This is a genomic window from uncultured Campylobacter sp. (assembly GCF_937959485.1).
Lineage (GTDB): Bacteria > Campylobacterota > Campylobacteria > Campylobacterales > Campylobacteraceae > Campylobacter_B.
In genome coordinates, this window is sequence record NZ_CALGPY010000006.1 from 106,205 (window position 1) to 128,980 (window position 22,776).

A 22,776-nucleotide genomic window follows, 5' to 3' on the forward strand; every position below is an offset into this window, starting at 1 on the left:
AACTAATCAAAGAATTATATAAAAATTTTACCAATTTTCAAACGCTTATAAAATTCCATCTCACCTAAACACATCATCCATCGGTGTGCTTTCGCATTTCTTGCGGTCCGCTTCTACCGAGAGTAGGCGAGCTTTGCTTTCGTCTAAAATTTTTGGAGTGATAACAAGCCCCGGTAGGTCTAAGGAATTTACGGCGTGCTTGCCGGCAAACGCCCCCAGGCCTCTGCCAAATATCCCGTTTACGCGCCCGTTCATATCATAAATCTCGCTGCCGTCGCAGTGAAAGACATTGCCCGAGATGCACTCGCATTTAAGCCCATCCGCAGCCTCCGTGTATCTGTAGTCCTCGACGTAAAGCGCACCGCTTACGCCACGGACGCTACTTATGGGGTTGTAAATTAACACGGCTAGAATTTCATTCTTTTGCGGATTTGAGATCTCCCACTCCACGGCGCGATATGAGCTAAGCAGTAGCACAATGGGCTTATCGGATTTGGCTAAATTTAGCTTGACGCGATTATTCATCTGCGCGCTTTCGTAGATCGCGCCCAGCCACAGGTCGTAGTCCTTATCCGCAGGGATCTTGGCTACGGCGTCCTTTTGACGATAAAAGGGCTCTACATCTTTAAAATCCACGAAAAGCTCGCTGGAATGCGCGTCATTTAAAAACCACGCTTCGATCTTGTGCTTGCCCTTGCTAAATTTATACGTAAGCGGGCGCTTTTGATTGCTCGATGTCCCACCTAGCACGTCCGTGCCGTCCACGGCGATTACCAGCGTAGACCAGCCGTAATCTCCTAGCACCATCTTTTCGACATCTGCGTCGAAATTAAACTCGCCGACCCAATACGCCATAAGATTTGGAGATGGAATTTCATGGAAGGAATTTCCTTCATAATTGACGCTGATGCGATCGACGTTTTCAGAGAAAACCACTTTCTTAGGCTCATCTTTATTCAGATAAAACGCCAAAAACTTATCCTGCGGGATCTGCGCATCCGCAGTAATCTCTTTCGCCCATTTTTGCATATTGCTCTCTTGCGCGAACGCCGCAAATGCAAGCACCAAAATAATCAAAAACCTCATTACCGACCTTTCTTATTTCGTATAAAAGTAAAATCCCTAAACCTAAAAGCCCTAGGCTTAGGGATTTTGCCGCTTTAGCTTCCTGCCTATACGAATGAAATTTCAGCTGCTTAAATTTCAGCTGCGCGAGAAATTTCTTTGCCGCGACCGCTACAGATAAAATTCCATCCCAAATAAACTCTACAGAGGCTTTCACAGATAAACTCCACCGCCATAAAGCCCGGCGAAATAAAATTTAAACTAGCGCAATGCTGTGGCTACCCCTAAAAAGCTAGATGCGATAAATTTCAAGCCAGAAATTCATCGCTAAAGCCCATCTTAAAATTTTAAAACAAAGTTTTAGCGATAAATTTTGCATTTTGAAATTCTGCGGCAAAGCTTTATGCTTAAAATTTTACATTTAAAACTCCGAAGCGGAATTCTAAAGCAAATTTTACCTCGCTGAATTGCGCGTTTGGAATTTAATTTTCGCCGTAAAATTCTGCGCTTAGAATTTTATCTAAAATCTCACGCAACGGAGCTTGGTAAAATTTTAGCTCGAAATTTCAAACTACGAAATTTCGTGGCGGAATTTTAACGCAGAATTTCGAGCCACAAAACTCAGCGTGAAATTCCGCGCCGCGAAACCCGCGTGAAATTTTACCCGCTAAATTTACGGGCAAAATTCTATGACGGATTGCATACCGAAATTTTGCGAGCATTATAAAATTTGCAGCGAAATTAGGCGTGAAATTTCAAACTATGAAATTCCGCGTTGAATTTCAATCTGCAAAATTCAAGAGAAATTCCACGCAAAATTTGACGCCGCGCCCGCCAAAGCCCTAATTCGAGCAGGCGCTCTTGCCGTCCATCACCGGCTGGATTGCGGAGTTGTCCGCCAGCTCCTCGCGGTCGATCTTCTCGATCTTTTCCCACAGCTTGCGCGCGGCATCTTCGTAGCGCTTCGCGCTTAAAGAATCCGGCGCATAGAAGCTTACCGGCTTGCCGCTGTCGCCGCCCTCGCGGATAGCGATCTCGATCGGGATCTCGCCGATTACTTCGGTATTGTATCGCTGCGCCAGCTTTTGCGCGCCGCCGCGACCGAAGATGTCGTACTCCTTGCCGTTATCTGGGCAGATGAAGCCGCTCATATTCTCGATCAGGCCCGCGATCGGGATGTGGAGCTTTTCGAACATATCAAGCCCGCGCGCGCTGTCGTCCAGCGCGACCGTCTGCGGCGTCGTGACGCACACGCCCGCCGTCACCGGCACGCTCTGAGCGAGCGTAAGCTGCGCATCGCCGGTGCCCGGAGGCATGTCCAAAAATAGCACGTCCAGGTCGCTCCACGCCACGTCTTTTAGCAGCTGCTCGATCGCTTTCATTATCATCGAGCCGCGCCAGATGAGGCTCGCGCCCTCCTCCATCAGCACGCCCATGCTCATCATCTCCACGCCGTGGCTTAAGATCGGCTTTAGCTTCTGCCCCACGACGCTTGCTTGCGTCTTATCCTCGCCCAGCATTCGCGGCAAATTCGGCCCGTAAATATCGGCATCCAAAATCCCTACTCTCTTGCCGAGCTTTGCCGTGCTGATGGCTAAATTTAGCGTCGTCGTGCTCTTGCCTACGCCGCCTTTGCCGCTGCTAATCATCACGAAATGTTTGATCTGCGGTGCGATATTTTTGCCGCTGCGAGAGTTGCTCTTTTCCTCGGCGATCTTGGGCTGTTTGATTAAAATTTCCACGTCCCCGCCGAGCGCCTTTTGCGCCGCCGATCTAAGCTCTGCTGCGATCTCCGGCTTGGCGCTAGGGATTTCGATCCCTACGAAAATTCTATCGCCGATCTCGATCTCTTTTACAAATCCAAAATCCACGATGCTTTTAGAAAAGCCCGGATAGATCACGCTTTTAAGCAAATTTAAGACTTCGTCTTTACTCATTCCTTCTCCTTATTTTCGGTTAAATTTCTACTGATTTTATATGCGCAAAATTTCGGCCCGCACATCGAGCAAAACTCCGCGCCCTTGTAAATTTCATCGCCCAGGCTCTCGTCGTGTAGCTCGCGCGCATGATCTAGATCGAAGCTAAGCTCAAACTGCCTGTTCCAATCAAAACCATACCTCGCATCGCTCATCGCGTGATCGCGCTCTATCGCGCCCGCTTTGCCTAGCGCGACGTCTGCGGCATGAGCGGCGATTTTGTGCGCGATGATACCCTCTCTGACGTCTTTTGCATTAGGAAGCCCCAGATGCTCCTTCGGCGTTACGTAGCAGAGCATGCTTGCGCCGCAATACGCAGCCATCGTCCCGCCGATAGCCGAGCTGATGTGATCGTAGCCTGCACCGATGTCGGTCGGAAGCGGCCCCAGCACGTAAAACGGCGCGTCGCGGCAGAGCTTGCGCTCTAGCTGCATATTTAGCTCGATCTCGTTAAACGGAATGTGCCCCGGACCCTCGATCATCACCTGCACGTTTTTTTCATTCGCGCGCAGGGCCAGCTCGCCTAAAATTTCAAGCTCGCTAAGCTGCGCTTTATCGGTCGCGTCGTATAAGCAGCCCGGGCGCAAGCCGTCGCCTAGAGATAGCGATACGTCGTAAGCGGCGCAGATATCGCAAATTTCATCAAACGCTTCGTAAAAGGGGTTTTGCTTATGAAATTTCATCATCCACGACGCTATCAGCGAGCCTCCTCTGCTTACGATACCCATCTTGCGACGGGACAGCAGCGGCATAAACTCGAGCTTAAAGCCCGCGTGGATCGTGAAATAATCCACTCCCTGCCGCGCCTGCTTCTCGATCGTGCTAAGAATAGCGCTCGTTTTTAAATTTTTAATATCGCCCAGCTCATGGACCATCTGATAGACCGGCACCGTGCCTATGGGTACGGGCGAGCGCTCGATTATCGCGGCGCGGATCTCGTCCAGATCGCCGCCCGTACTAAGATCCATCACCGTATCGGCGCCGTACTTTAAGCAAGCCTCAAGCTTTTCCAGCTCGCCCTCAATATCGCTCGTCGTGCCAGAAGAGCCGATGTTGGCGTTGATCTTGCACCGCAGCGCGCGCCCGATACCGATAGGCTTTAAGCTTTTGTGATTAACGTTTGCGGGGATGATCGCTCTTCCTTGCGCGATGAGATCGCACAAGGCCCGCACGTCCATGCGCTCGCTTTGCGCGACCTCTCTCATCTGCGGCGTCACTTCGCCTCTTTTTGCAAAATAGATCTGCGTTACGCAGCTTTCGGTCATTTTCGCCTCGCTTACTTAAAAATGCGCGTATAATATAACAAATTTCATTAATCCTTACTTTTCTTTTGCCGTTTATTTTCGTAACGTAAGCTGAAATTTCGCCGCCGCGCCGCGTAAATTTACGCCTAAGCTTAAGATATTTTAGCGCGCAAGCCGCGATTAATTTTGCTTTCATTTTTAATACGTATAATTTCGTAACAAAATTTCAAGGATAAAATTTGAAAGATATATCGCTGATTTTGCTCGCCGCGGGCGATTCGAGCAGGTTTGAGCTCCCCGTCAAAAAGCAGTGGTTGCGCGTGGGCGAGCTGCCGCTTTGGCAATACGTCGCGCAGAGCATTGCGCGGGCGCATCCATTTAAAAAAATCATAATCGCCATGAACGAAGAGGACGTGAGCTATTGCGAGCGCCTCTATGTGTGCAGCTCGGCTTCGGCGCGCGGCAAAAGTGCAGAGTGCGGCACGAGCGATTATAAATTTCAAAGCAAGCGAGGCAGGATCGAATGCGGCGCAGATGATCTAAACGACGCAAGCAAGCCGCGGAGCGCGGAAAATTTTAAAGCTCAAGTCGAATGCAACGCGTATGAATGCGGCTCTGCAAATTTAAAATTTCACTTCGTCCCAGGCGGTGCAAATCGCCAAAGCTCGCTAAAAAACGCGCTAAAGCTCGTAGAGAGCGAGCTCGTGCTCGTAAGCGACGTGGCGCGCGCGCAAATTTCGCCCGAGCTGATCTCCTCGCTGATACGAAATTTAGGCAGCGCGGACTGCATCAGCCCCTATCTTGGCGTAAACGACACGACCTACCTTGGCGAGGACGTAGTGAAGAGGGAGGAGCTGCGCCTCATCCAAACGCCGCAGCTTTCGCGCACAGCGCTACTTAAAAAGGCGCTTGAGGGAAGCGAAATTTTTACCGACGATAGCGCGGCGATCGGCAGCGCGGGCGGACGGTTGGAATTTATAAAAGGCGAAGCGGGCGCGCTTAAGATCACGCGCGCAAGCGATCTAGCGGCGCTAAATTTAAAACCCTGCTCGCGCGATATTTTTTGCGGTACGGGTTACGACGTGCATGCACTTGAAAAAGGCGCGGGCATCGTGCTCAGCGGCGTGAAAATTCCGTGCGAGTTCGCGCTGATCGCACACAGCGACGGCGACGTAGCGATCCATGCCCTAATCGACGCTATTTGCGGCGCGGCGATGCTAGGCGATATCGGCGAGCTCTTCCCCGACAGCGACGCCAAATTTAAAGGCGCGGATAGCAAGGAGCTGTTACGAAATGTAATGCGGCGCATCAGAGGCTACGGCTATGAGCTCGTAAACGCCGATATTACGATCATCGCGCAGCGCCCGAAGATCGGAGCCTACAAAGCGCAGATGCAAGAGGTTTTAAGCGAAATTCTAAACTGCGCCCGCGTCAATGTCAAAGCGACCACGACCGAAGGGCTGGGATTTACGGGCAGAAGCGAAGGCATCGCCGCACAGGCTGCGGTAAACTTGAAATTCTACGACTGGCAAAAGCACGCAGCAAAGGCGTGGGGCGTATGAAAATTTTAATAATCGAGAGCGAAAGCTATCTTGCCCAAAGTATCGCAAACAAGCTCGGCGCACTGGGGCATGAATGCACTAACGCGGCGAGTTTGACGGCCGCGGCAGCTCTTGCGGAGGAGTTTGAGGCGGTGCTACTCTCTACGAGCTGGAGCGGCGCGAGCTTTTATCCGCTGATCGAGAAATTTAGGCGCTCGATCATAATTTTGATGGTCGCCTACGTCGATAGCGAAACGGTGCTAAACCCCGTAAAAGCGGGCGCGACGGATTATATCCAAAAGCCCTTTATGATAGAGGAGCTCATAAAAAAGATCGAGCACTACGCGCAGTTTCGCTCGCTAAAATCACAAAACGAAGCCTACGAAGTGTTGCTTAAAGAGATCTCTCTTTCGTGCGAAATACCGCCCGCGCGTTTAGCGCAGATAAAATTCCCGCTTCTTTTGCGCGGCGATGCGGCAGTGCGAGCTGCGGCGGTATTTAAGATCGCACTCACGCTAAAATCGCGCCTTAAAATTCTATCCGCGCAAAGCCCTGAGCCGCTAGAACGCGGCGCGGAGATTTTTTACGCACCAGATTTCGACAGCCTAAGTGGCGCGCAGAAGGAAAAATTTCTAAGCAAAACCAAATCCATGCGTATAATCGCCGGATCCATCGGCGCGCAAAAGGGCTTTAACTACGAAATTACGCTTGGCAGCAGCAAAGAACGCAGTGAAATTTTAAGCATCGAAGAATACGTAAAGCTCACGATCGTAGCGCACCAAGACGAGTATTTCGACTCCGATCTGGCGGCGGCACTTGGGATTTCTCGAAAATCGCTTTGGGAGAAAAGGAAAAAATATGGCATCGCAAGAAAAAAATAGCCGCGCGCGCTCGGCATGGATCGCAGACGGGACAGAAATTTCACGCGATACCGGCAATTTAAACGAAATAAAATCGCTTGAAAGCGAAGGAATTTTAAGCGGCACAAAAACTCTAAACGTCGCAATATCTTCGAGTGACGCGGCGCAAAATTTAAAAGCATCACAGAACTCAAAAGCAAAGCGCGATTTAAAAACGGTGCGGAATTTAGAAGCGTCAAGGGCTGGCGATGCTAGAAAAGACGAGGCGCGAGCTAAGGACGCGGCAAGAAATTTAAAGGCAGAGCAAGCCGGAAGCGAGAGCAAAGGCGCAAATAATAGCGCAACGCAAATCCGCAAGATAGAGATCTCGCGCTCCGACCTAAACGTCCTGAGTCTGCTCGCAAACGGCGCTTTCGGCAAGAACTGCGAGCTACTGCGCCCAAGCAAGCTTAGCATCTGCGGTATAAATTTCGTTTTTTCCTGCGCGGACGCAAAAAAAGGCGATATTTTGGAGCTTTATCTCCGCAAGGACGGCATATCCGAATGCGCCGACAATTCGCTTAGCGGCAGTAGCGGCGCGTATTTGCCAGCTAAAGGATCGCTCAACTTGCAGTATGGAGTTTCTGCCGCGGCGCAAAATGAGCAGAGTTTTGCGAAAAGCGGCGCAGGTTTCGCGCGCACTGCAAGTGCGCAAAGCGCTATAAACGCCACAAGCGAGGGCTTAGACCATATAGAAAGCCTTACTGCGAGCTATGATCAAACTTTTACTTGCAGCGCAGATACAAAATCTGCGAAAAATGCCGCTTTGGATTTGGCGAAAAGCTCTAGTGAAAATTCTGCGGTAAATTCCGCGCAGAGCTTTACCGAAAATTCCGCACTCAATCGCGTTTGCAGCGCAGATGCAAAATCCGTAGCAAATTCGGCGGGAAATTTTATCTCAAATTCCACCGAAAATTTCATTAAAAATTCTACTGTAAATCCCGCTTCTTGCGAGCTTGTCGCGCGCATAGACGTTAGCGACGTTTATGCTCCAAGCGCAAGCGAGGTCGCAGGCTCAGTATTTCAAAACGCATACGCAGAGCAAACTGCGGTGCAGGGGCGCATCACGCTGCTAAAAAATGGTCTTGCAGAGCAAATCGCGCGCATAAAAAAAGTCGCAAGCTCGCTTGCCGCGCCTAAAATTTCAGCGTTTTTTACCTGCGCCGATCCGATCCACCGCGTGCATGAGCGGCTGATTAGGCATATGATCGACAAGGCGGATTTCGTGGTGATTTTTTTAACCGGCACGAGCAGCGCGGATGCCCTGCCCTACGAGCTACGCAAAAAAACGCTAAGCTATTTGCTGCAAAATTTTTTGGTCGCGCAACGCGCCATGATGATCGATCTGGGCTCGCTTGCGATTTTTGACGACAAGCCCGCCCTGCAATGCGCGATCGCAAAAAATTTAGGTATAAACAAAATAATTTTCGGGCAAAATCACGCGAATATGGAACTGTTTTTTGAAGGAGGCGGCGTGCATTCAGTGCTGGACGAGTATCAAAAGCGCGGCGAAATCGAGATTTTGCTGATGCCCGAATACGTCTATTGCGAGAAGTGCAAGGTGCTCGTAAGCACCAAAAACTGCCCTCACGGCGCTCATCATCACGTGCATTACCGCACGCAAAATCTAAAAGCACTGCTGCGCGCGGGGATTTTGCCACCCGCGATTTTTATGCGTAAAGAGATCTCGGCGATGATTTTAAGCGAGCTTTTTCCCGCGCGATTTTCGGATCTGCAAAAGCTCTACGACGAGCTTTTTCCAAACAGCGGGATCTTACAGAGCCACGGCGAGAGCGAGTTTTACGAGCAGCTGATGCAGCTGTATCAAACCAGCGCGCTAAAGACGTAGCGTTTGAGGGCGCAACGCAAAAAATGACGCGGGATTCATGGCGGCTAGACAGAGGGTAAAATTTTGGCATTAAAATTTACAGCGGCTAGACGTAAAGTAAAATTTCATAGTGCGAAAAGAAAGGACTGCGCGGAATTTTGTAGCATAAAGAGCGGCGAACGCAGATTTGGCGTAAAATTTTGTGGCGAAGCGGATTTAAAATTTAAGCTTTCGACGAGTGGGCTTAAATTTAAAAAGCTAGGCGGTCGCAGTAAGCCGCGGCGCATAAAACTCGGCGTGCGGCTCGACAGCTGCCCGCACACACAGAACGCTCTTCGCATCTTGAGTGGGTTTAAAATTTCCGCGTGGAGCGAGCAAAATTTTAAAATTTTTACGCAAATGAGTAGAATTTTAAAATTCCTACGTTAGTGAGCAAAATTTTGTGGCGAGCGGATAAAATTAATTTCGTGTAGGCGGACAAATTAATTCTACATGCACGAACGAAATTTAAAATTTCCTAGCACGCGCGAACGAAATTTAAAATTCTGCACGCGAGCAGATGCCCTAATTAAAATAAGCGGTAAAATTTTAAAAAGCAAAATTTAAAAGGACAATTATGGATAAAATTTTCGTTACATTTTTCGGCGCAGGGTTGCTAAGGCCCGCACCGGGCACCTGGGGCAGCATCGTAGGCTGGATAGTGGGGCTGGCGATTTTGATGCTAGCGGGCGAGGTGACGCTGTTTTTGTGCGCCGCTCTCGTCTTTTTCGTCTCGCTTAAGATCGTAAGCGATTACGAGAAGCGGACCTGCTCGCACGATAACAGCGAGATCGTCATCGACGAGGTAGTGGGGGTGTGGATTGCGATGTGCGTCGCCGCGCCCGCGGGCGAGATCTTTTCGCTGCCGCTGCGGGAGCTGATCGCGGGCTTTGAGAGCAGCAGGATATCGATCGTCGCGATGATTTTGGCGCTGCTGTTTTTCAGGGCGTTTGACATCTGCAAACCCTCGATCATCGGGCGCGTGGATCGCGACGTGCCGGGTGGGCTCGGCGTGATGCTGGATGACGTGCTGGCGGGCTTTTTCGCGGGGCTCGGGGTTTTGATAGTTATCTCTTTAGGGATCAAGCTCGGTGCCGCGGGATTGATTTTTTAAGCTTTTTTAGACGAGATCGCAGCAAACACAGTGCGATTGCGGGCGCTATCAAGCACCGAAATTTTAAAAACCGCATCTTGAGCGGGCTTATGAATTAGCGCAAATTTTAACTTCTGAGGCGCGAGCCCACTTGAAATTAAAATTTAGCGGTATTTATTCGCGCAGCCTGCAAATAAAGCAGGCGCAAAATTTTAAAATTTTGCACGAGTCGCGATAAAATTTGCGCGGTCTTAAATTTTAAATTTCGCAGCTTGCAGAATTCTACGGCATAAAAATTTAATTGCGCTGCAAGAATCAAAATTATGCCGCCTGAAATTTCGTGCGGCTAAATTTTAAAACAAAGCGGCAGGCGCAGCTCGCGCGTAAAATTTTAAAATTTATCGCTAATCGCAGGCAGTCTAGCGGGGCGCGCTATTAAATTCCAGCAATATTTATGGTTTTGTTTGTAGCATTGCCGCAAAATGCGGGTATCGACGCAAAAAATTTAAAGGAACGAAAAATGCAAAAGAGCGCGATTGAGATACGCGGCATTCCCGCCGCTGTTTGGGGGAGCCGCTCGAAAAAGGTTTATATCTACGCTCACGGGCAAGGCGGAAGCAAAGAGGATGCGGAGCTTTTGGCTTCCGTCGTTTGCAAGCAAGGCTGGCAGGTTATTAGCTTTGACCTGCCCGGGCACGGACAGAGGGGGCACGAGCCCGCTTCTTGCGATCCGCGGCGCGCTATTTTAGAATTTCGCGAAATCTTATCGTATGCAAAGAAGCGCTGGGACGAGGTCGCGCTGTTTGCCGTTAGCCTAGGGGCATGGCTCGGCCTGCAAAGCTTCCGCGACGAAAAGCTTAGCGACTGCCTCTTCCTCTCGCCGATACTTGATATGAAATACGTTATTTCAAATATTATGCGCAGGGCTGGCGTTAGCGAGGAGCGATTGAAGCAAGAGCGGATGATTTTGACCCCTGCCGGGCAACCGCTTTTTTGGGAATATTGGAGTTTTGTTTTGAATAATCCGATCACAAAATGGGAAACGCCCAGTAGAATTCTATACGCAGAAAACGACGATATGACGCCTCTTTATATCGTTAGAAATTTTGCACAGAAGTTCGACTGCGACTTAAGCGTTATGAAAAACGGAGAGCATTGGTTTCATACACCGCAGCAGCTAGATTATTTGCGTAGTTGGATCAAATCGGCGGTTGAGAATCGGCGATAAAATTCTATGAGAGATTTTAAAACTCACGCCCAAACCCGCGCCGATAAAATTCTGCGCGTCTTCAGGGTGTAAATTTCATGAATTTAAGATGATCTTGATATTTTGCTTTAATACGCTTGTTTTATAAGGCGCTTTTCGTAAATCTCAGCTCACATCGCCGTCGTGCGAGACATCTAGCTTCAAAGCGCCCATCTCATAAATTTAACCGCAATAGCATAAATCATGACCGATATAAATTGCAAACTAAAATATGATTAAAATTTAGCCGATAGGCTGTCAATACAAATACAAAAATGCCGATTTTAAAGCTAAATTTTAAAAAATGCCTATAAAGATGAATTCTTGAAATATTAGCATATTTTTGGCACGAGGTGCGAGCCGATGTACGGCTTATCGCACTTCACTAGCACTATCGCGCTTTTGCTACACGGACGCTTTACGAATCCATAGCAGTCGCGCGATTAAATTTTAAAAATTATTTGCCTATTCTAAAGCCGTTTAGCTTCATATAAGTCGTATCTTTATGAAATGCTTCGCAGCGCTCCCTGTTGCGGTTGATGTTTTCGGTTGTGAAGAAATAGCCATCACTATCTTGACGCAAGGTGATCGTCGCGCAAAAGATCATATCGTTTTTAAGTTTCGGTCCTACGCCATAGGTAAAGCTTTGATTGACTGCTAAGCTGCGTGCCAGATCGCTATCGCTAAACTGTCTGGAACCCGTCATGCTCTTTAGCTCGCGAAAATTTCCTTGATTTAAGTAGTCGCGTTGTATATCTTTAAATACGCCTTCAAGCTCGACTGCGTAGGCTTTTACTAAAACCTCGTCCTTAGCACCGCTTAATTTAGGATATATTATTTTTGCTATCACAAAGATTATAATAGCTAAAAATATTATCCCGCTTACGCCGCCGCCTACTGCCGCACCTTTTCTCATTTTCATCATTTTACTCCTTCGTCGATGTCCTTTACCAAGGCATCTATTTTTTTATTAAGCATGAAATTTTCATAGCTTTTTTGGATATAGGCTTCAAGTAGTTCGCCCGCATCCAGATGATCGCTGCCGCGAGTTAAAATCCGCCAGTCCCTACCGAAGACCTTTGCAAAGTCATCATCCAGGCTTATCGCGTATTTTTTCGTCAAAGACTTACTCGTCAGCTGAACTGAAATTTCTTTCATTTCTCGCCTAAATTATCGCCTGCCAAAATATCGTCGATCTGTTTGCTTAGATCCTCATCGCTCATCTTACGATACGCCAGATCATTTTCTAGCGTGCCAAGCTGCATTCCCAAAGCTTCGTTTTGCGCCTTGACCGTCGCTAGCTCTGTGCGTAGCTTTTCGTTTTCGTCTCTAGCTTCGCTATAGCGTCTAATCAGCTCAGCTACTTTATTGCTTAAGCCCTCGACCTTTTTCTCTTCGTCAAAGATTGATTCCATTATTTCGCCTTTTCTGATATAATTTAAATGAAAATATTACCCAATTTTGGCTTTAAAAAAGGAAAAATTTTGCAAAATTTTAAAATCGAGAGCAAATTCTCCCCGAGCGAGGATCAAGAAAAAGCGATCGAAGGCATCGTCGCGGGCTTTCAAAGCGGCAACAAATACCAAACTCTTCTCGGCGTTACCGGCTCGGGTAAGACTTTCAGCATGGCAAATATCATCAAGCGCCTCGGAATTCCTGCGCTCGTAATGACGCATAATAAATCTCTCGCAGCGCAGCTTTATAGCGAATTTAAGGGCTTTTTCCCGCAAAACCACGTCGAGTACTTCATCAGCTACTACGATTATTATCAGCCCGAGGCCTATATCCCTAGGCAGGATCTTTTCATCGAAAAGGACAGCGACGTAAATGCTGAGCTCGAGCGCTTGCGGCTAAGCGCCACGGCGAGTTTGCTGAGCTTCGACGACGTCATCACCGTGGCGTCGGTTTCGGCAAACTACGGTCTGGGCGATCCCGCCGAATACAAAGGCATGGTGCTGTTTTTTGAGATCGGATCAAAATTTAGCACTAAATTTTTGCTTCGCAAGCTCGTCGATATGGGCTACAAACGCAACGACGATTTTTTTGATCGCGGGAATTTTCGCGTAAACGGCGACGTGATCGACATCTATCCCGCGTATTTTAACGACGAGGCGTTTAGGATCGAGTTTTTCGGCGACGAGATAGAGGCGATGTATCATCTAGACGTGCTCGAAAACAAAAAGACTCAGAGCGTCAAAAAATTTATCCTTTATCCGACGAGCCAGTTCATCGTGGGCGAGCAGCGCCTGAAATCAACGATCAAAGGGATCGAGGATGAGCTTGAGCAGAGGCTAAAATTTTTCGAGGACGCGGGCAAGCTCGTAGAGGCGCAGCGACTGAAAGGGCGAGTGGAGTTTGATCTTGAGATGCTGGGTGCTACGGGAATGTGTAAGGGGATCGAAAACTACGCGCGCTATCTGACCGGTCAAAAGCCGGGCGAGACGCCCTATTCGCTCTTTGATTATTACGAGAGCAAAGGCAAGGACTATCTCGTCATCGTCGACGAAAGCCACGTGAGCCTGCCGCAGTTTCGCGGTATGTTTGCAGGAGATCGCAGCCGCAAAGAAACGCTCGTAGAATATGGCTTCCGTCTGCCATCAGCTCTTGATAACCGCCCGCTGATGTTTGATGAGTTTATCAACAAAAAAGCTAAATTTCTATTCGTCTCCGCAACGCCAAATGATTACGAGCTGGATCTTAGTCGCGGAGCCGTATATGAGCAGATACTGCGCCCGACGGGACTACTCGATCCGCAGATTATCTTAAAAGACAGCGACAACCAGGTCGAAATTTTACACGATATGGCAAAGGAGGTCATCGCGCGCGGCGAGCGGATCTTAGTAACCGTGCTAACCAAAAAGATGGCGGAGGAGCTGAGCAAATACTATCTAGAGCTTGGGCTTAAGGTCAAATATATGCACTCGGATATCGATGCGATCGAGCGCAACGAGCTCATCCGCGGCCTTCGCAGCGGCGAATACGATATGCTAATCGGTATAAATTTGCTCCGCGAGGGGCTCGATCTGCCCGAAGTAAGCCTTATCGCGATCATGGATGCCGATAAGGAGGGCTTTTTGCGCTCGCGCACCAGTCTCATTCAGACGATGGGGCGAGCTGCGCGAAACGTGCACGGGCAGGTCGTGATGTTTTGCAAAAAGATCACCGCTTCGATGCAAGAGGCGATCGATATCACTCAAAAGCGCCGCAAATTTCAAGATGAATACAACCGCGCCCACGGCATAACCCCGCATTCTGCGAGCCGCAATATCGAGAATAGCCTAAAGATCGAGGACGGCACCGAAATTTTAAGAAAGGGTGCCAATTTGGAGAAGATGCCTGCCGCCGAGCGCGCCAAGATCGTAAAGGAGCTCCGCAAGCAGATGCTCGAAGCCGCAGCCGCTCTGGAGTTTGAAAAGGCCGCGGCGCTGCGCGATGAGATCGCAAAACTTAGGAAGCTGTAAATCGCAAGAACTCAAAACGTCGTGAAATTTGCGCGTGAAATTTCGTCGATCGGCGCGTAAAATTTGCGCGCTAAATGTCGTAAAGCAAAGCGCAAAATTTGCGTGTTAAATTTCATCGAGAAAAGAGAGAAATTTGTGCGATCTGCACGTTAAATGCCGCAAAATGGAGCATAAAATTTAGGCGTGATCCGCGAGGCGGGTTTTAAAATTTGCTCGCTCGATTTAAGATGATTTGCACGCGAAATTTATAGATCGATTTTCTCGCCAAATTTACACTCTGCGCCCCCCCTGCCGCGCCGGACGCGCGATCCGTAAATCTACGCGCCGAACTTTTTGCTCTCGCCGACTTCCTTATTTGCAAATTTGCGCACCGAGCTTTTGTTTCAACTTACTTTCAATCCGCAATTTGCGAGCCCGATTTGCGGCAGTCGCACTACCCCACTCTATACCACCGCGCGCCTTTACGCTTTTTTTCACTTTTTTGCATCTCTCCGCAGCTATCTTCGATTTTTTTCCGCGCGCCCTGCGTTTAAATTCTGTCGCTTCGCTCGTTCAATCCGTAGCGGCTATGAGCGGATATGCGCCCAGACGCCGAATTTTCGCGTTCTTTTTACGCGCCGTTGTGCGCGGATACTTTCAAAATTTTTCGTAGAATTCCAAGCCTGCCTACGCCTACATTCGCGCCGCCGTCATAAACGCTCGCTTTGAGGGCACGAACGAAGTATTTGCGCGACACGGCGCAGGAAATGAAATTTAGACGCCGCCTTGTCAAAGCGTATCTTAGTCGCTGCAGTGCGCCGCAAAATTTCAAAACGGCAACGAGCCGCGATTAAATTTATCCGCAGGAGTGCGCCATAACGCGCCGATTTGCGCGCTGCGTAAATTTTAAAATCGCCTCTAAATTTGAAATTTTATCCGCTGTTAATACTCTCCGCAAAACTCTAAATTTTCCACTCGCAGCGGTCTTTCGCCCTCGAAAATCACCCCGATGCCGAAAGGCTCGCAAATATCAAGCGCGCCGGACCCCAGCAGCCACTGCGTATCGCGTGCGTAAAACGTGCATTGCGGCAGCTCAAACGGCAGATCGCAAACGGGCGCGTCAAGCAGCCTAAGCTCATCCTCGCTCAAACGATACTCGCGTCTAAGCTCGTCTCGCAGGAAGACAAGAGCGTCTTTTACGTACCGATCGATGTCCCAGGCGTCGCTGCGCGAGTAAGACCCCGCATCGTCCACATCCGCCATATCTGCAGATACAAGACAAAACGGTACCTCGCTAGAGCTTTCGCTTTTTAGCTCCGCATACCAAATAAAGCCCTCGTCCGTCGCGACTTTTTCAAGCTCGCCAAATTTCCAAGCCATTTTTTGCATTTTATTTCCGCCCCATATTTTCGCTCATCTTTTAAAATTTCGATGCTGCACCCGTTTTTGCGCGCCGTGTTTAAATCCGCACCGAAGTAGAATCCCGCTCGCTTCTTAAGCGGACGAGCAATGATAACGAAGTAGATTACTTTTAAATTTTAAAATTTCAATGAAAGCCGCTTTAAATTTAAAATTTCAAAAGACCCTCCGCTGTCCGCCGTGAGCAGCGATGAAATTTTAACTCCGCATCTTACGACGAAATTTTAAAATTTAGCTCGTCGTAGAGACAACGCGCCGTAAAATTTCACGCCGAAATTTCAAAACGAAATTTTAAGCCGAAACTAACTCGAAATTCCACGCCCGTAGCGCAAAATTTAAAGCTCAAAAAATTCCATCGCGGCGACTTAGAATTTTACTCGTTAAATTTTATAAATTTGTGCGCTTTTAAATCCGCAAATTTAATACGCCTTTACGAGCCGTAAATTTTTTAGATATATGACGCCGTCAAAAACGCCGCCTCCATTCGGCGCAGGCCAAGAAATGGCAATTCTTTTCGGCTCCTCGTCGTATTTAGGCTCGCAATAATTCTTTGAGCAGTCTATTTTGAATACCTCTTTATCGTTACTATCAAAATCCGTCTGGGTAGAATTTTTAGGAATTTCCAGCGTTTGGATTATACGATACGGCTCGCCCTCTTTTGTGCGGGCGGACATTATTTTTATTAGCGTGTCTGCGCTGCCGTCCGAGGTCCTATAGACCCCGTCTTGCCCCAAGCCCGCCAGCTCGAATTTTTTCTCCTTGCTATAAAATGCCGAGATTATGGAGCAGCCGCTAAAAAGCAAAGCTGCCGCAAATAACGCAAACGCCCTCATTTTTCCTCCTTAAGCCGGTTAAATTTAGTTTTTAAAACTATGGATAGGCGCGGGTATCTGGCCGCCGCGGGCGATGAAGTTGGCCGATGAGTTTTTATTTACGCTCATCACGGGCGCGCTGCCCAGAAGCCCGCCAAATTCCAGCGTGTCGCCCTCTTTGCCTTTTGGGATTATGCGCACGGCGGTCGTTTTTTGATTTATCACGCCGATCGCGGCCTCGTCGGCTATGATCGCGGCGATCGTCTGCTCGGGCGTATCCTGCGGGATCGCGATCATATCGAGCCCCACAGAGCAGATCGCAGTCATCGCTTCGAGCTTTTCTAAATTTAACGAGCCTGCGCGCACTGCGGCTATCATGCCTTCGTCTTCGGAGACGGGGATAAACGCGCCGCTAAGCCCGCCTACTTGGTTGCACGCCATTACTCCGCCCTTTTTGACCGCGTCGTTTAGTAGCGCAAGCGCGGCCGTCGTGCCGTGCGTGCCGACGCGCTCTAAGCCCATCTCCTCAAGCACGCGTGCGACCGAATCGCCCACCGCCGGGGTTGGGGCTAGCGAGAGATCGACGATGCCAAATTTCACGCCCAGGCGCTCGGATGCCATTTGGCCTACGAGCTGTCCGATGCGCGTGATCTTAAACGCCGTCTTTTTTACGGTCTCGGCGACCACGTCAAAGCTCGCTCCTCGTACCTTCTCAAGCGCGCGTTTTACGACGCCCGGGCCGCTAACGCCCACGTTTATGACGACTTCGGCCTCGCCCACGCCGTGAAATGCGCCCGCCATAAAGGGATTATCCTCGACGGCGTTGGCAAATACGACGAGTTTGGCGGCGCCTAAATTAGAAAGCCGCGCCGTCTCTTTGATCACGCGCCCCATGTCGGCGACCGCGCTCATATTTATGCCCGTTTTGGTCGAGCCGATATTTACCGACGAGCAGACCTTTTGCGTCGCGGCAAGCGCGGCGGGGATGGAGTCGATTAAAATTTTATCGCCCTTTGCGTAGCCCTTTTGCACTAGCGCCGAAAAGCCGCCGATAAAGTCGATACCGACCTTTTGTGCCGCCTCGTCCATCGCTCTAGCAAGTGGGACGTAGTCTGCGGCATTCGTCGCAGCGCCGATAATGGCGATAGGCGTTACGCAGACGCGTTTGTTTACGATCGGGATGCCAAGCTCTGCTGAAATTTCATTGCCGACCTTTACCAGATCGCGCGCCTTGTCGGTGATCTTGGCGTAAATTTTCTCCGCCGCCTTGTCAATATCAGGATCGATGCAGTCAAGCAGGCTGATGCCCATCGTGATCGTGCGGATGTCGAAATTTTGCTCCTCGATCATCGCGATCGTTTCGGTTACGTTTTTTATGTCCATTTGCGCGCCTTAGATGTTGTGCATGGCGTCGAAAATCGCCGAGCTTTGGATGTTGATCTTTACTTTTAGCTTTTCGCCTAGCTCGTTTAGCTCCCCCTTTAGAGCCGTGAAGTCCTGCTTTTCCTCGCTGGAAACCACCGCCATCATCGTAAAAAACTCGTCCAAAACCGTCTGGCTGATGTCGTCTATGTTTAGCCCAAGCTGCGCGAGCTTAGCCGAAACGCCCGCCACAATGCCAACTTTGTCCTTGCCGATCACCGTTACGATCGCTTTCATTCTTACTCCTTTTTAAAATTTAGTGCTTTTGAGCGTGGAAGCCTTTTAAAACGGTTAAGCTTTGCCGCCGTTTGAAATTATCAGCGCGAACACGATTGCGACCAAAGCGTAAAATATTACCGCGAGCCATATCGCCCATCTATTCACGCCACCGCCCTTTCTTAGGACTTCGTCGTCCTGTTTATCCAGCAATGAAACAAAACTATCGCAAACGTAATATTTTGCCATAGTCCCGCTACTGACGCTAATCGCCATTCCTATACTTCTATCATATTCATCCAAAAACGGAATAAAGCAAGAAATTACCACAACGGCAAATAGGGCTGCGGCAATTTTATACTCCTTGCGGTACAGAAAAAAGAACAGCGTACCGAAAAAGGCCCACCAACTCCACGTGCTTACGTAAGTTAGTTCGCGCTGCTTGCCCGCGGCGAAAAATTTCTCGCAGGCGCGTGCGTAAATTTCAACCTTACTAGGGGTCTGCAAGAAAATTTCCAGCTTCTGTCGAAGCAACTTGCCGTCAGATAAAATTTCTCTAGCGTAATCCGTCATCTCACTCTCCTTAGCGATAAATCCCCACGGCGGCGCGGACTTTTTGCATCAATGAAGCAGCCGTCGCAGCCGCCCTTTGCGCGCCCTGTCTTAGCATCTCGTCTAAAATTTCGCGGTGACTTTGATAGTATTCAAATTTATCTCGCGCGTCTTTGAAATAGCCCTGCACGAGCTCGTTTAGATACGCCTTAAAATGCCCGTGTCCCTCGCCTCCGCGCTCGTAGCGAGCCTGCAGCTCCGTCTGCTCCGCCTCGTTTAAAAACAGCTTCGCGATATTATAGACATTGCATCCGCGCCACTGCTTAGGCGCCTGCAGCGGCTCAGAGGTCGTTACGATACTTGAAATTTGCTTCTTTAGCGTCGCGGCATCTGCAAAAATATCGATCGTATTGCCGTAGCTCTTGCTCATCTTAGCACCGTCTGTGCCCGGCACGATCGCCACTTCATCATTTACGCGCGCTTGCGGAATAGTTAAAATTTCGCCGTGGGCGTTGTTAAATTTAAGCGCGATGTCGCGAGCGATCTCGACGTGCTGGATCTGATCCTTGCCCACGGGCACGACCTCTGCGCTGTATAGCAGGATGTCCGCCGCCATCAGCACGGGGTAGCTGAACAGATCGTGCTTGCTCTCAAAGCCCTTGGCGATCTTGTCTTTGTATGCGTGCGCTCGCTCGAGTAGCCCCATCGGCGTATATCCGCTTAAAATCCAGTAAAGCTCCAGCACCTCTTTCACGTCGCTTTGCACCCAAAATACCGTCTTCTTCGGATCGATCCCGAGAGACAAAAACGCCGCGGCGGCCTCGTAGGTTGAGCTTTTAAGCTTTGCGCCGTCGCTTACGGACGTGAGCGCATGGTAGTTTGCGATAAACATAAACATCTGCTCTCCCGCGTTTTGCGCATCCACCATCTGCTTGATGCTCGCGAAGTAGTTGCCCAAATGCAGCTTGCCGCTGGGCTGAAGACCCGTTAAAATTCTCATCGTTGCTCCTTTAAATCAAAATCAGATCGCCGTCTACGAAGCCCGCGGCAACGTGCTTGCTCTTAAAAATTTTTGCATCTGGCATCTGCTCTCGCAGCTCGCGCAAAGCCTGCACGAGCATTTTTAAAACCTGCCGCCACGAAAGTTCGCTTAAAAAATCAAGCTGCAAGCGCGAGCTTTGCGGATAAAACTCATCCTCATCCTCGCACGCCCAGTCGTCGTCGTCCGCGTCATAACTGCTCGATCCCGCCAGCTCAAGCGCGTAAGGCTCGTAAAGATCGAAGTGCCACGCGATCACCCGCTTTGGAATTTGCTCGTGCTCCAAGCCCTCTATGAGCTCGCGCAGCTTTTGCTTTAGCGCCTCTTTCTTTTCAAGCTTATCGCCTTTGCCCTCTTTGCCGTGCAGCTTGGAATTTTTGCCGCCGTCTGGGCACTTTTGTTTAGACATCTTTTTTTCCTTTTAAATTTAGCCCGTCGCAGGCGGAGCAAATTTCTTTTACAATCTTTTTTACGCTTTTATTTTCGACATCAATTACTATGTCGGCCTTTTTTTCATACGCCCCGTCTCTTTGGGCGTGCAGCGCCGCGGCCTTTTGCAGATCCGCTAACAGCGGGCGCTTGGCAAATTTTTTCTCCGCGTTCTCGCTGTTTTTTAAGCGATCAATAATCCCTTCAAAACTTGATTTCAGATACACGACGGTGCCGATTTTGTTTAAATTTTTCACGGCGTAAAAGCCACCGCCCGTGGAGATCACGGCGCAGCGAACGGACTTTTCTAAAAATTTTGCAAGGCCCTCTTCCATCTTTCTAAAGCTCTGCTCACCCTGCTCTTTAAAAATTTGCCTGATCTTTTTATTGGCGTAGCTTTCGATCATATCGTCGCAATCAAGCGCAAACATCCCGCTTTGCGCAGCCAGCGCCCGTGCTACCGTGCCCTTACCGACCCCCATAAAGCCGATGAGCACGATATTACCGCTCTTCATCGCTCTCCCCTTTTTTGCGCGGCAGCAGCACTAGCGGACTTCCCGAAAGAGCAAAGCTTGCGCGCAGCCTGTTCATCAAATAGCGCTTGTAACTAAAATGCAGCGCACCGGGGCGGTTCATCACAAGAGCGATCTTCGGCGGCGCAAAACCGATCTGCGCGGCGTAGTAAATTTTAACCGATTTGCCCCGCTCGCGAGGTATCGGATGCGCCTTTATCGCGGCTTCTACCGCTTCATTGATCTTTGCGGTGCCGAGCTTGCGCGTAAAATTTGAATAAACCTCCAAAATGAGCGGGTAAATTTTATGGATCCGCTTCCTGTCCGTCGCGCTGACGCTAATGATCGGCGCGTATGAAAGAAATTTAAACCTATCTCTCAAATCGCGGCAAAACTCGTCGTAATCGCGCTCGCAAAGATCCCATTTGTTTAAAATTATGATTAGACCTAGTTCAAATTTAGCCGCAAGCCCCGCTATGCGCTCGTCCAGCTCGTTTAGCGGCTCGCTTGCGTCAAGTACCAAAAGCGCGATGTCAGAGTTTTGCAGGATTTTTTCGGTGCGGTTTAACGCGAAGCGCTCGATGCCTTCGATCTTACCGCGGCGGCGAATACCTGCCGTGTCGATAAACTCTAGCGTGCGCCCCTCAAATTCCGTGCTTTCGTTCACCGGATCGATCGTCGTGCCCGCATAATCGCTCACGACCGAGCGCTGCGAGCCCACAAGCGCGTTTAGAAGGCTTGATTTACCGACGTTTACCCGCCCGATGATACCCACGCCGATAGTTTTATTAGCGTAAAATTCCTCGTCGTGCCCCTCTTTCGGCTCGCCCTCGTCGTTAAAGCCTTCTATAAAATCATCAAAAATTTCATCCTCGTCCTGCCGCGCAGGCGCAGGGTCCAAGAAGCCGTAGATCCACTCTTTCAGCTCGTCGATGCCGCTGTTGTGTGAGACGGAGATCGGGAAAAATTTAACGCCGAATTCGTTAAACTCCCAGCTGCGCTCCTCGTCGCGCTTGCCGTCGATCTTATTGACCACTAGGGCGATGGGCTTACCGAGCCTTTGCAGCGAGAAAAATATCCGCCGCTCATCATCGCTCGGAAGCAGCTTGCCGTCCGTCATAAAGATTATCAAATCCGCGCTCTTTGCCTCACTTAGCGTCTTAGCTTGCACGCGCGCAAACATCTCGGAGGTGTCGTCCAGACCGCCCGAATCGATCACGCGAACGCGGCGATCGAAAATTTCGGCTTCAGCCCTATTGGTATCGCGCGTCGTACCCGCAACGTCGCTGGTGATGGCGATGCGAGCGCCCGCTAAGCGGTTAAAAAGGCTCGACTTGCCGACGTTGGGGCGCCCGATGATGATCAAACTTTTCACGTTCGTCCTTGTAGTTTTTGGCGCGATTATAACCAAAAATAGATTAAAGCCAAATTCTACGCGCTCGCTAGCGAAAGTCGGGCGGCAAAATTTTATGAAATTTAGGCGCTAAATTTAGCGAAATTTTATCGTGGCACTAGCAAAACGCCGCTTGAATAAAAGGCCTCAAGGCTTGCGATCCGTCGCCGCAGACGATGCGGAGCGGGGGGGGCTGCACGCAAATTTTATAAATTTTTAAAACCGAAGCCTGAGCGCGAAAGCTAGCGGTCAAAGCACAAAAACGGGCACAACCGCGCGAAAGCATAAAAGCCCGCAGCTGCGCAAATTTTACTGCTTTGCACATGCAAGCGGCGGCGCGCAGAGCAGAGGGTCGGTAAAAATCACAAAAGCAGCACCCAATATCCAAGCGCGAACTAGCGCCTGTGAGCGAGAAACGCAAATGCAATTGTCGATGTGCAAAAAACGAGCCGTCGCACCCAAACATGCAAAACCGAGCCGTCACGCCAAGCGCACAAAAGCAGGCGGCGCGACAAGATTAAAAGTGATGACGCAGCGAGAATTAGAAGCAACGGTGCGGCGAGGGTGAGATTAAAAACAGCGGGATATTAAAATTTAATCATTATGCGTGT

At 49.6% G+C, this 22,776-nt stretch carries 24 protein-coding genes; 7 read left to right on the forward strand and 17 right to left on the reverse strand.

All coding sequences use genetic code 11. The annotated features are described in order from the left end of the window. Positions 1–60: 60 nt before the first annotated feature. The 4 genes from Q0380_RS05425 to thiC all read right to left on the reverse strand — a co-directional run bounded on the left by Q0380_RS05425 (position 61) and on the right by thiC (position 4,306). Positions 61–1,086, reverse strand: a complete 1,026-nt coding sequence (locus tag Q0380_RS05425) for a hypothetical protein (RefSeq protein WP_297901187.1) — start codon at positions 1,084–1,086, stop codon at positions 61–63. Next, positions 977–1,282: a hypothetical protein gene (locus tag Q0380_RS05430; protein WP_298961107.1), complete on the reverse strand. Its 306-nt coding sequence runs from the start codon at positions 1,280–1,282 to the stop codon at positions 977–979. The genes Q0380_RS05425 and Q0380_RS05430 overlap by 110 nt, the downstream gene beginning before the upstream one ends. A gap of 625 nt (positions 1,283–1,907) precedes the next feature. Then, complete coding sequence (locus Q0380_RS05435; protein WP_298961110.1) at positions 1,908–3,002, reverse strand: Mrp/NBP35 family ATP-binding protein; 1,095 nt, start codon at positions 3,000–3,002, stop codon at positions 1,908–1,910. Further along, on the reverse strand, positions 2,999–4,306 hold the full coding sequence (gene thiC, locus Q0380_RS05440) for a phosphomethylpyrimidine synthase ThiC (RefSeq protein WP_298961113.1): 1,308 nt from the start codon (positions 4,304–4,306) through the stop codon (positions 2,999–3,001). Before thiC ends, Q0380_RS05435 begins: the two co-directional genes overlap by 4 nt. A gap of 218 nt (positions 4,307–4,524) precedes the next feature. On the opposite strand from thiC, the gene ispF reads away from it, so the two are divergent. The 6 genes from ispF (at position 4,525) to Q0380_RS05470 (ending at position 10,913) form a co-directional block, all read left to right on the forward strand. Continuing rightward, entirely contained in the window at positions 4,525–5,847 is a 1,323-nt protein-coding gene (gene ispF, locus Q0380_RS05445) for a 2-C-methyl-D-erythritol 2,4-cyclodiphosphate synthase (protein ID WP_298961116.1), read from the forward strand. Further along, positions 5,844–6,707 (forward strand): response regulator, encoded by an 864-nt coding sequence (locus Q0380_RS05450; RefSeq protein ID WP_298961119.1) that lies wholly within the window; start codon positions 5,844–5,846, stop codon positions 6,705–6,707. Before ispF ends, Q0380_RS05450 begins: the two co-directional genes overlap by 4 nt. Then, positions 6,685–8,574 carry a hypothetical protein gene (locus Q0380_RS05455; protein ID WP_298961122.1) on the forward strand — a complete coding sequence of 630 codons (1,890 nt, stop codon included), beginning with the start codon at positions 6,685–6,687 and terminating at the stop codon, positions 8,572–8,574. The genes Q0380_RS05450 and Q0380_RS05455 overlap by 23 nt, the downstream gene beginning before the upstream one ends. Before the next feature lie 63 nt (positions 8,575–8,637). After that, entirely contained in the window at positions 8,638–8,982 is a 345-nt protein-coding gene (locus Q0380_RS05460) for a hypothetical protein (protein ID WP_298961125.1), read from the forward strand. Positions 8,983–9,169: 187 nt separating this feature from the next. Next, positions 9,170–9,706, forward strand: coding sequence for a phosphatidylglycerophosphatase A (locus Q0380_RS05465; RefSeq protein ID WP_298961128.1), 537 nt, complete (start codon positions 9,170–9,172; stop codon positions 9,704–9,706). 499 nt (positions 9,707–10,205) lie between these two features. Next, positions 10,206–10,913, forward strand: coding sequence for an alpha/beta hydrolase (locus tag Q0380_RS05470; protein ID WP_298961130.1), 708 nt, complete (start codon positions 10,206–10,208; stop codon positions 10,911–10,913). 475 nt (positions 10,914–11,388) lie between these two features. Here Q0380_RS05470 and Q0380_RS05475 read toward each other — a convergent pair whose 3' ends face one another. Genes Q0380_RS05475 through Q0380_RS05485 form a run of 3 tightly spaced genes read right to left on the reverse strand, consistent with a single transcriptional unit; the run spans position 11,389 to position 12,346 of the window. After that, complete coding sequence (locus Q0380_RS05475) at positions 11,389–11,856, reverse strand: hypothetical protein (RefSeq protein WP_298961133.1); 468 nt, start codon at positions 11,854–11,856, stop codon at positions 11,389–11,391. Further along, positions 11,853–12,089, reverse strand: a complete 237-nt coding sequence (locus tag Q0380_RS05480; protein ID WP_005871317.1) for a hypothetical protein — start codon at positions 12,087–12,089, stop codon at positions 11,853–11,855. The genes Q0380_RS05475 and Q0380_RS05480 overlap by 4 nt, the downstream gene beginning before the upstream one ends. Continuing rightward, on the reverse strand, positions 12,086–12,346 hold the full coding sequence (locus tag Q0380_RS05485) for a hypothetical protein (RefSeq protein WP_177388007.1): 261 nt from the start codon (positions 12,344–12,346) through the stop codon (positions 12,086–12,088). The genes Q0380_RS05480 and Q0380_RS05485 overlap by 4 nt, the downstream gene beginning before the upstream one ends. A 27-nt stretch (positions 12,347–12,373) precedes the next feature. Here Q0380_RS05485 and uvrB point away from each other — a divergent pair, with 27 nt between their 5' ends. Then, entirely contained in the window at positions 12,374–14,392 is a 2,019-nt protein-coding gene (gene uvrB / locus Q0380_RS05490; protein WP_298961136.1) for an excinuclease ABC subunit UvrB, read from the forward strand. A gap of 610 nt (positions 14,393–15,002) precedes the next feature. Here uvrB and Q0380_RS05495 read toward each other — a convergent pair. From Q0380_RS05495 to der, 10 genes are all read right to left on the reverse strand, one after another. Further along, complete coding sequence (locus tag Q0380_RS05495) at positions 15,003–15,164, reverse strand: hypothetical protein (RefSeq protein WP_298961139.1); 162 nt, start codon at positions 15,162–15,164, stop codon at positions 15,003–15,005. Positions 15,165–15,313: 149 nt separating this feature from the next. Next, the gene (locus Q0380_RS05500) at positions 15,314–15,760 is read right to left on the reverse strand and encodes a hypothetical protein (RefSeq protein WP_298961142.1); all 447 of its coding nucleotides are present in this window, start codon (positions 15,758–15,760) and stop codon (positions 15,314–15,316) included. A 449-nt stretch (positions 15,761–16,209) separates the two neighbouring features. After that, positions 16,210–16,623 (reverse strand): hypothetical protein, encoded by a 414-nt coding sequence (locus Q0380_RS05505; RefSeq protein ID WP_298961144.1) that lies wholly within the window; start codon positions 16,621–16,623, stop codon positions 16,210–16,212. A 24-nt stretch (positions 16,624–16,647) separates the two neighbouring features. Beyond that, positions 16,648–17,985 (reverse strand): PFL family protein, encoded by a 1,338-nt coding sequence (locus Q0380_RS05510; RefSeq protein ID WP_298961147.1) that lies wholly within the window; start codon positions 17,983–17,985, stop codon positions 16,648–16,650. A 9-nt stretch (positions 17,986–17,994) separates the two neighbouring features. Further along, positions 17,995–18,261: an ACT domain-containing protein gene (locus Q0380_RS05515; RefSeq protein ID WP_004321567.1), complete on the reverse strand. Its 267-nt coding sequence runs from the start codon at positions 18,259–18,261 to the stop codon at positions 17,995–17,997. A gap of 54 nt (positions 18,262–18,315) precedes the next feature. Then, positions 18,316–18,813, reverse strand: coding sequence for a DUF2628 domain-containing protein (locus tag Q0380_RS05520; protein WP_298961151.1), 498 nt, complete (start codon positions 18,811–18,813; stop codon positions 18,316–18,318). 10 nt (positions 18,814–18,823) lie between these two features. Further along, a complete protein-coding gene (gene trpS, locus Q0380_RS05525; protein ID WP_298961153.1) occupies positions 18,824–19,792 on the reverse strand; it encodes a tryptophan--tRNA ligase in 969 nt (322 codons plus the stop codon). A gap of 10 nt (positions 19,793–19,802) precedes the next feature. Further along, complete coding sequence (locus Q0380_RS05530) at positions 19,803–20,240, reverse strand: hypothetical protein (protein ID WP_298961158.1); 438 nt, start codon at positions 20,238–20,240, stop codon at positions 19,803–19,805. Then, positions 20,233–20,775, reverse strand: a complete 543-nt coding sequence (locus tag Q0380_RS05535) for a shikimate kinase (RefSeq protein WP_298961159.1) — start codon at positions 20,773–20,775, stop codon at positions 20,233–20,235. The genes Q0380_RS05530 and Q0380_RS05535 overlap by 8 nt, the downstream gene beginning before the upstream one ends. Next, complete coding sequence (gene der, locus Q0380_RS05540; RefSeq protein WP_298961161.1) at positions 20,762–22,147, reverse strand: ribosome biogenesis GTPase Der; 1,386 nt, start codon at positions 22,145–22,147, stop codon at positions 20,762–20,764. The genes Q0380_RS05535 and der overlap by 14 nt, the downstream gene beginning before the upstream one ends. Positions 22,148–22,776: the final 629 nt, after the last annotated feature.

Bases quoted from the DNA above. Each gene is read 5' to 3' on its own strand.
- Q0380_RS05425 (WP_297901187.1), bottom strand. From the start codon at position 1,086: ATGAGGTTTTTGATTATTTTGGTGCTTGCATTTGCGGCGTTCGCGCAA.
- Q0380_RS05435 (WP_298961110.1), bottom strand. From the start codon at position 3,002: ATGAGTAAAGACGAAGTCTTAAATTTGCTTAAAAGCGTGATCTATCCG.
- thiC (WP_298961113.1), bottom strand. From the start codon at position 4,306: ATGACCGAAAGCTGCGTAACGCAGATCTATTTTGCAAAAAGAGGCGAA.
- Q0380_RS05450 (WP_298961119.1), top strand. From the start codon at position 5,844: ATGAAAATTTTAATAATCGAGAGCGAAAGCTATCTTGCCCAAAGTATC.
- Q0380_RS05455 (WP_298961122.1), top strand. From the start codon at position 6,685: ATGGCATCGCAAGAAAAAAATAGCCGCGCGCGCTCGGCATGGATCGCA.
- Q0380_RS05465 (WP_298961128.1), top strand. From the start codon at position 9,170: ATGGATAAAATTTTCGTTACATTTTTCGGCGCAGGGTTGCTAAGGCCC.
- Q0380_RS05470 (WP_298961130.1), top strand. From the start codon at position 10,206: ATGCAAAAGAGCGCGATTGAGATACGCGGCATTCCCGCCGCTGTTTGG.
- Q0380_RS05475 (WP_298961133.1), bottom strand. From the start codon at position 11,856: ATGATGAAAATGAGAAAAGGTGCGGCAGTAGGCGGCGGCGTAAGCGGG.
- Q0380_RS05480 (WP_005871317.1), bottom strand. From the start codon at position 12,089: ATGAAAGAAATTTCAGTTCAGCTGACGAGTAAGTCTTTGACGAAAAAA.
- Q0380_RS05485 (WP_177388007.1), bottom strand. From the start codon at position 12,346: ATGGAATCAATCTTTGACGAAGAGAAAAAGGTCGAGGGCTTAAGCAAT.
- uvrB (WP_298961136.1), top strand. From the start codon at position 12,374: ATGAAAATATTACCCAATTTTGGCTTTAAAAAAGGAAAAATTTTGCAA.
- Q0380_RS05500 (WP_298961142.1), bottom strand. From the start codon at position 15,760: ATGCAAAAAATGGCTTGGAAATTTGGCGAGCTTGAAAAAGTCGCGACG.
- Q0380_RS05505 (WP_298961144.1), bottom strand. From the start codon at position 16,623: ATGAGGGCGTTTGCGTTATTTGCGGCAGCTTTGCTTTTTAGCGGCTGC.
- Q0380_RS05510 (WP_298961147.1), bottom strand. From the start codon at position 17,985: ATGGACATAAAAAACGTAACCGAAACGATCGCGATGATCGAGGAGCAA.
- Q0380_RS05515 (WP_004321567.1), bottom strand. From the start codon at position 18,261: ATGAAAGCGATCGTAACGGTGATCGGCAAGGACAAAGTTGGCATTGTG.
- Q0380_RS05520 (WP_298961151.1), bottom strand. From the start codon at position 18,813: ATGACGGATTACGCTAGAGAAATTTTATCTGACGGCAAGTTGCTTCGA.
- trpS (WP_298961153.1), bottom strand. From the start codon at position 19,792: ATGAGAATTTTAACGGGTCTTCAGCCCAGCGGCAAGCTGCATTTGGGC.
- Q0380_RS05530 (WP_298961158.1), bottom strand. From the start codon at position 20,240: ATGTCTAAACAAAAGTGCCCAGACGGCGGCAAAAATTCCAAGCTGCAC.
- Q0380_RS05535 (WP_298961159.1), bottom strand. From the start codon at position 20,775: ATGAAGAGCGGTAATATCGTGCTCATCGGCTTTATGGGGGTCGGTAAG.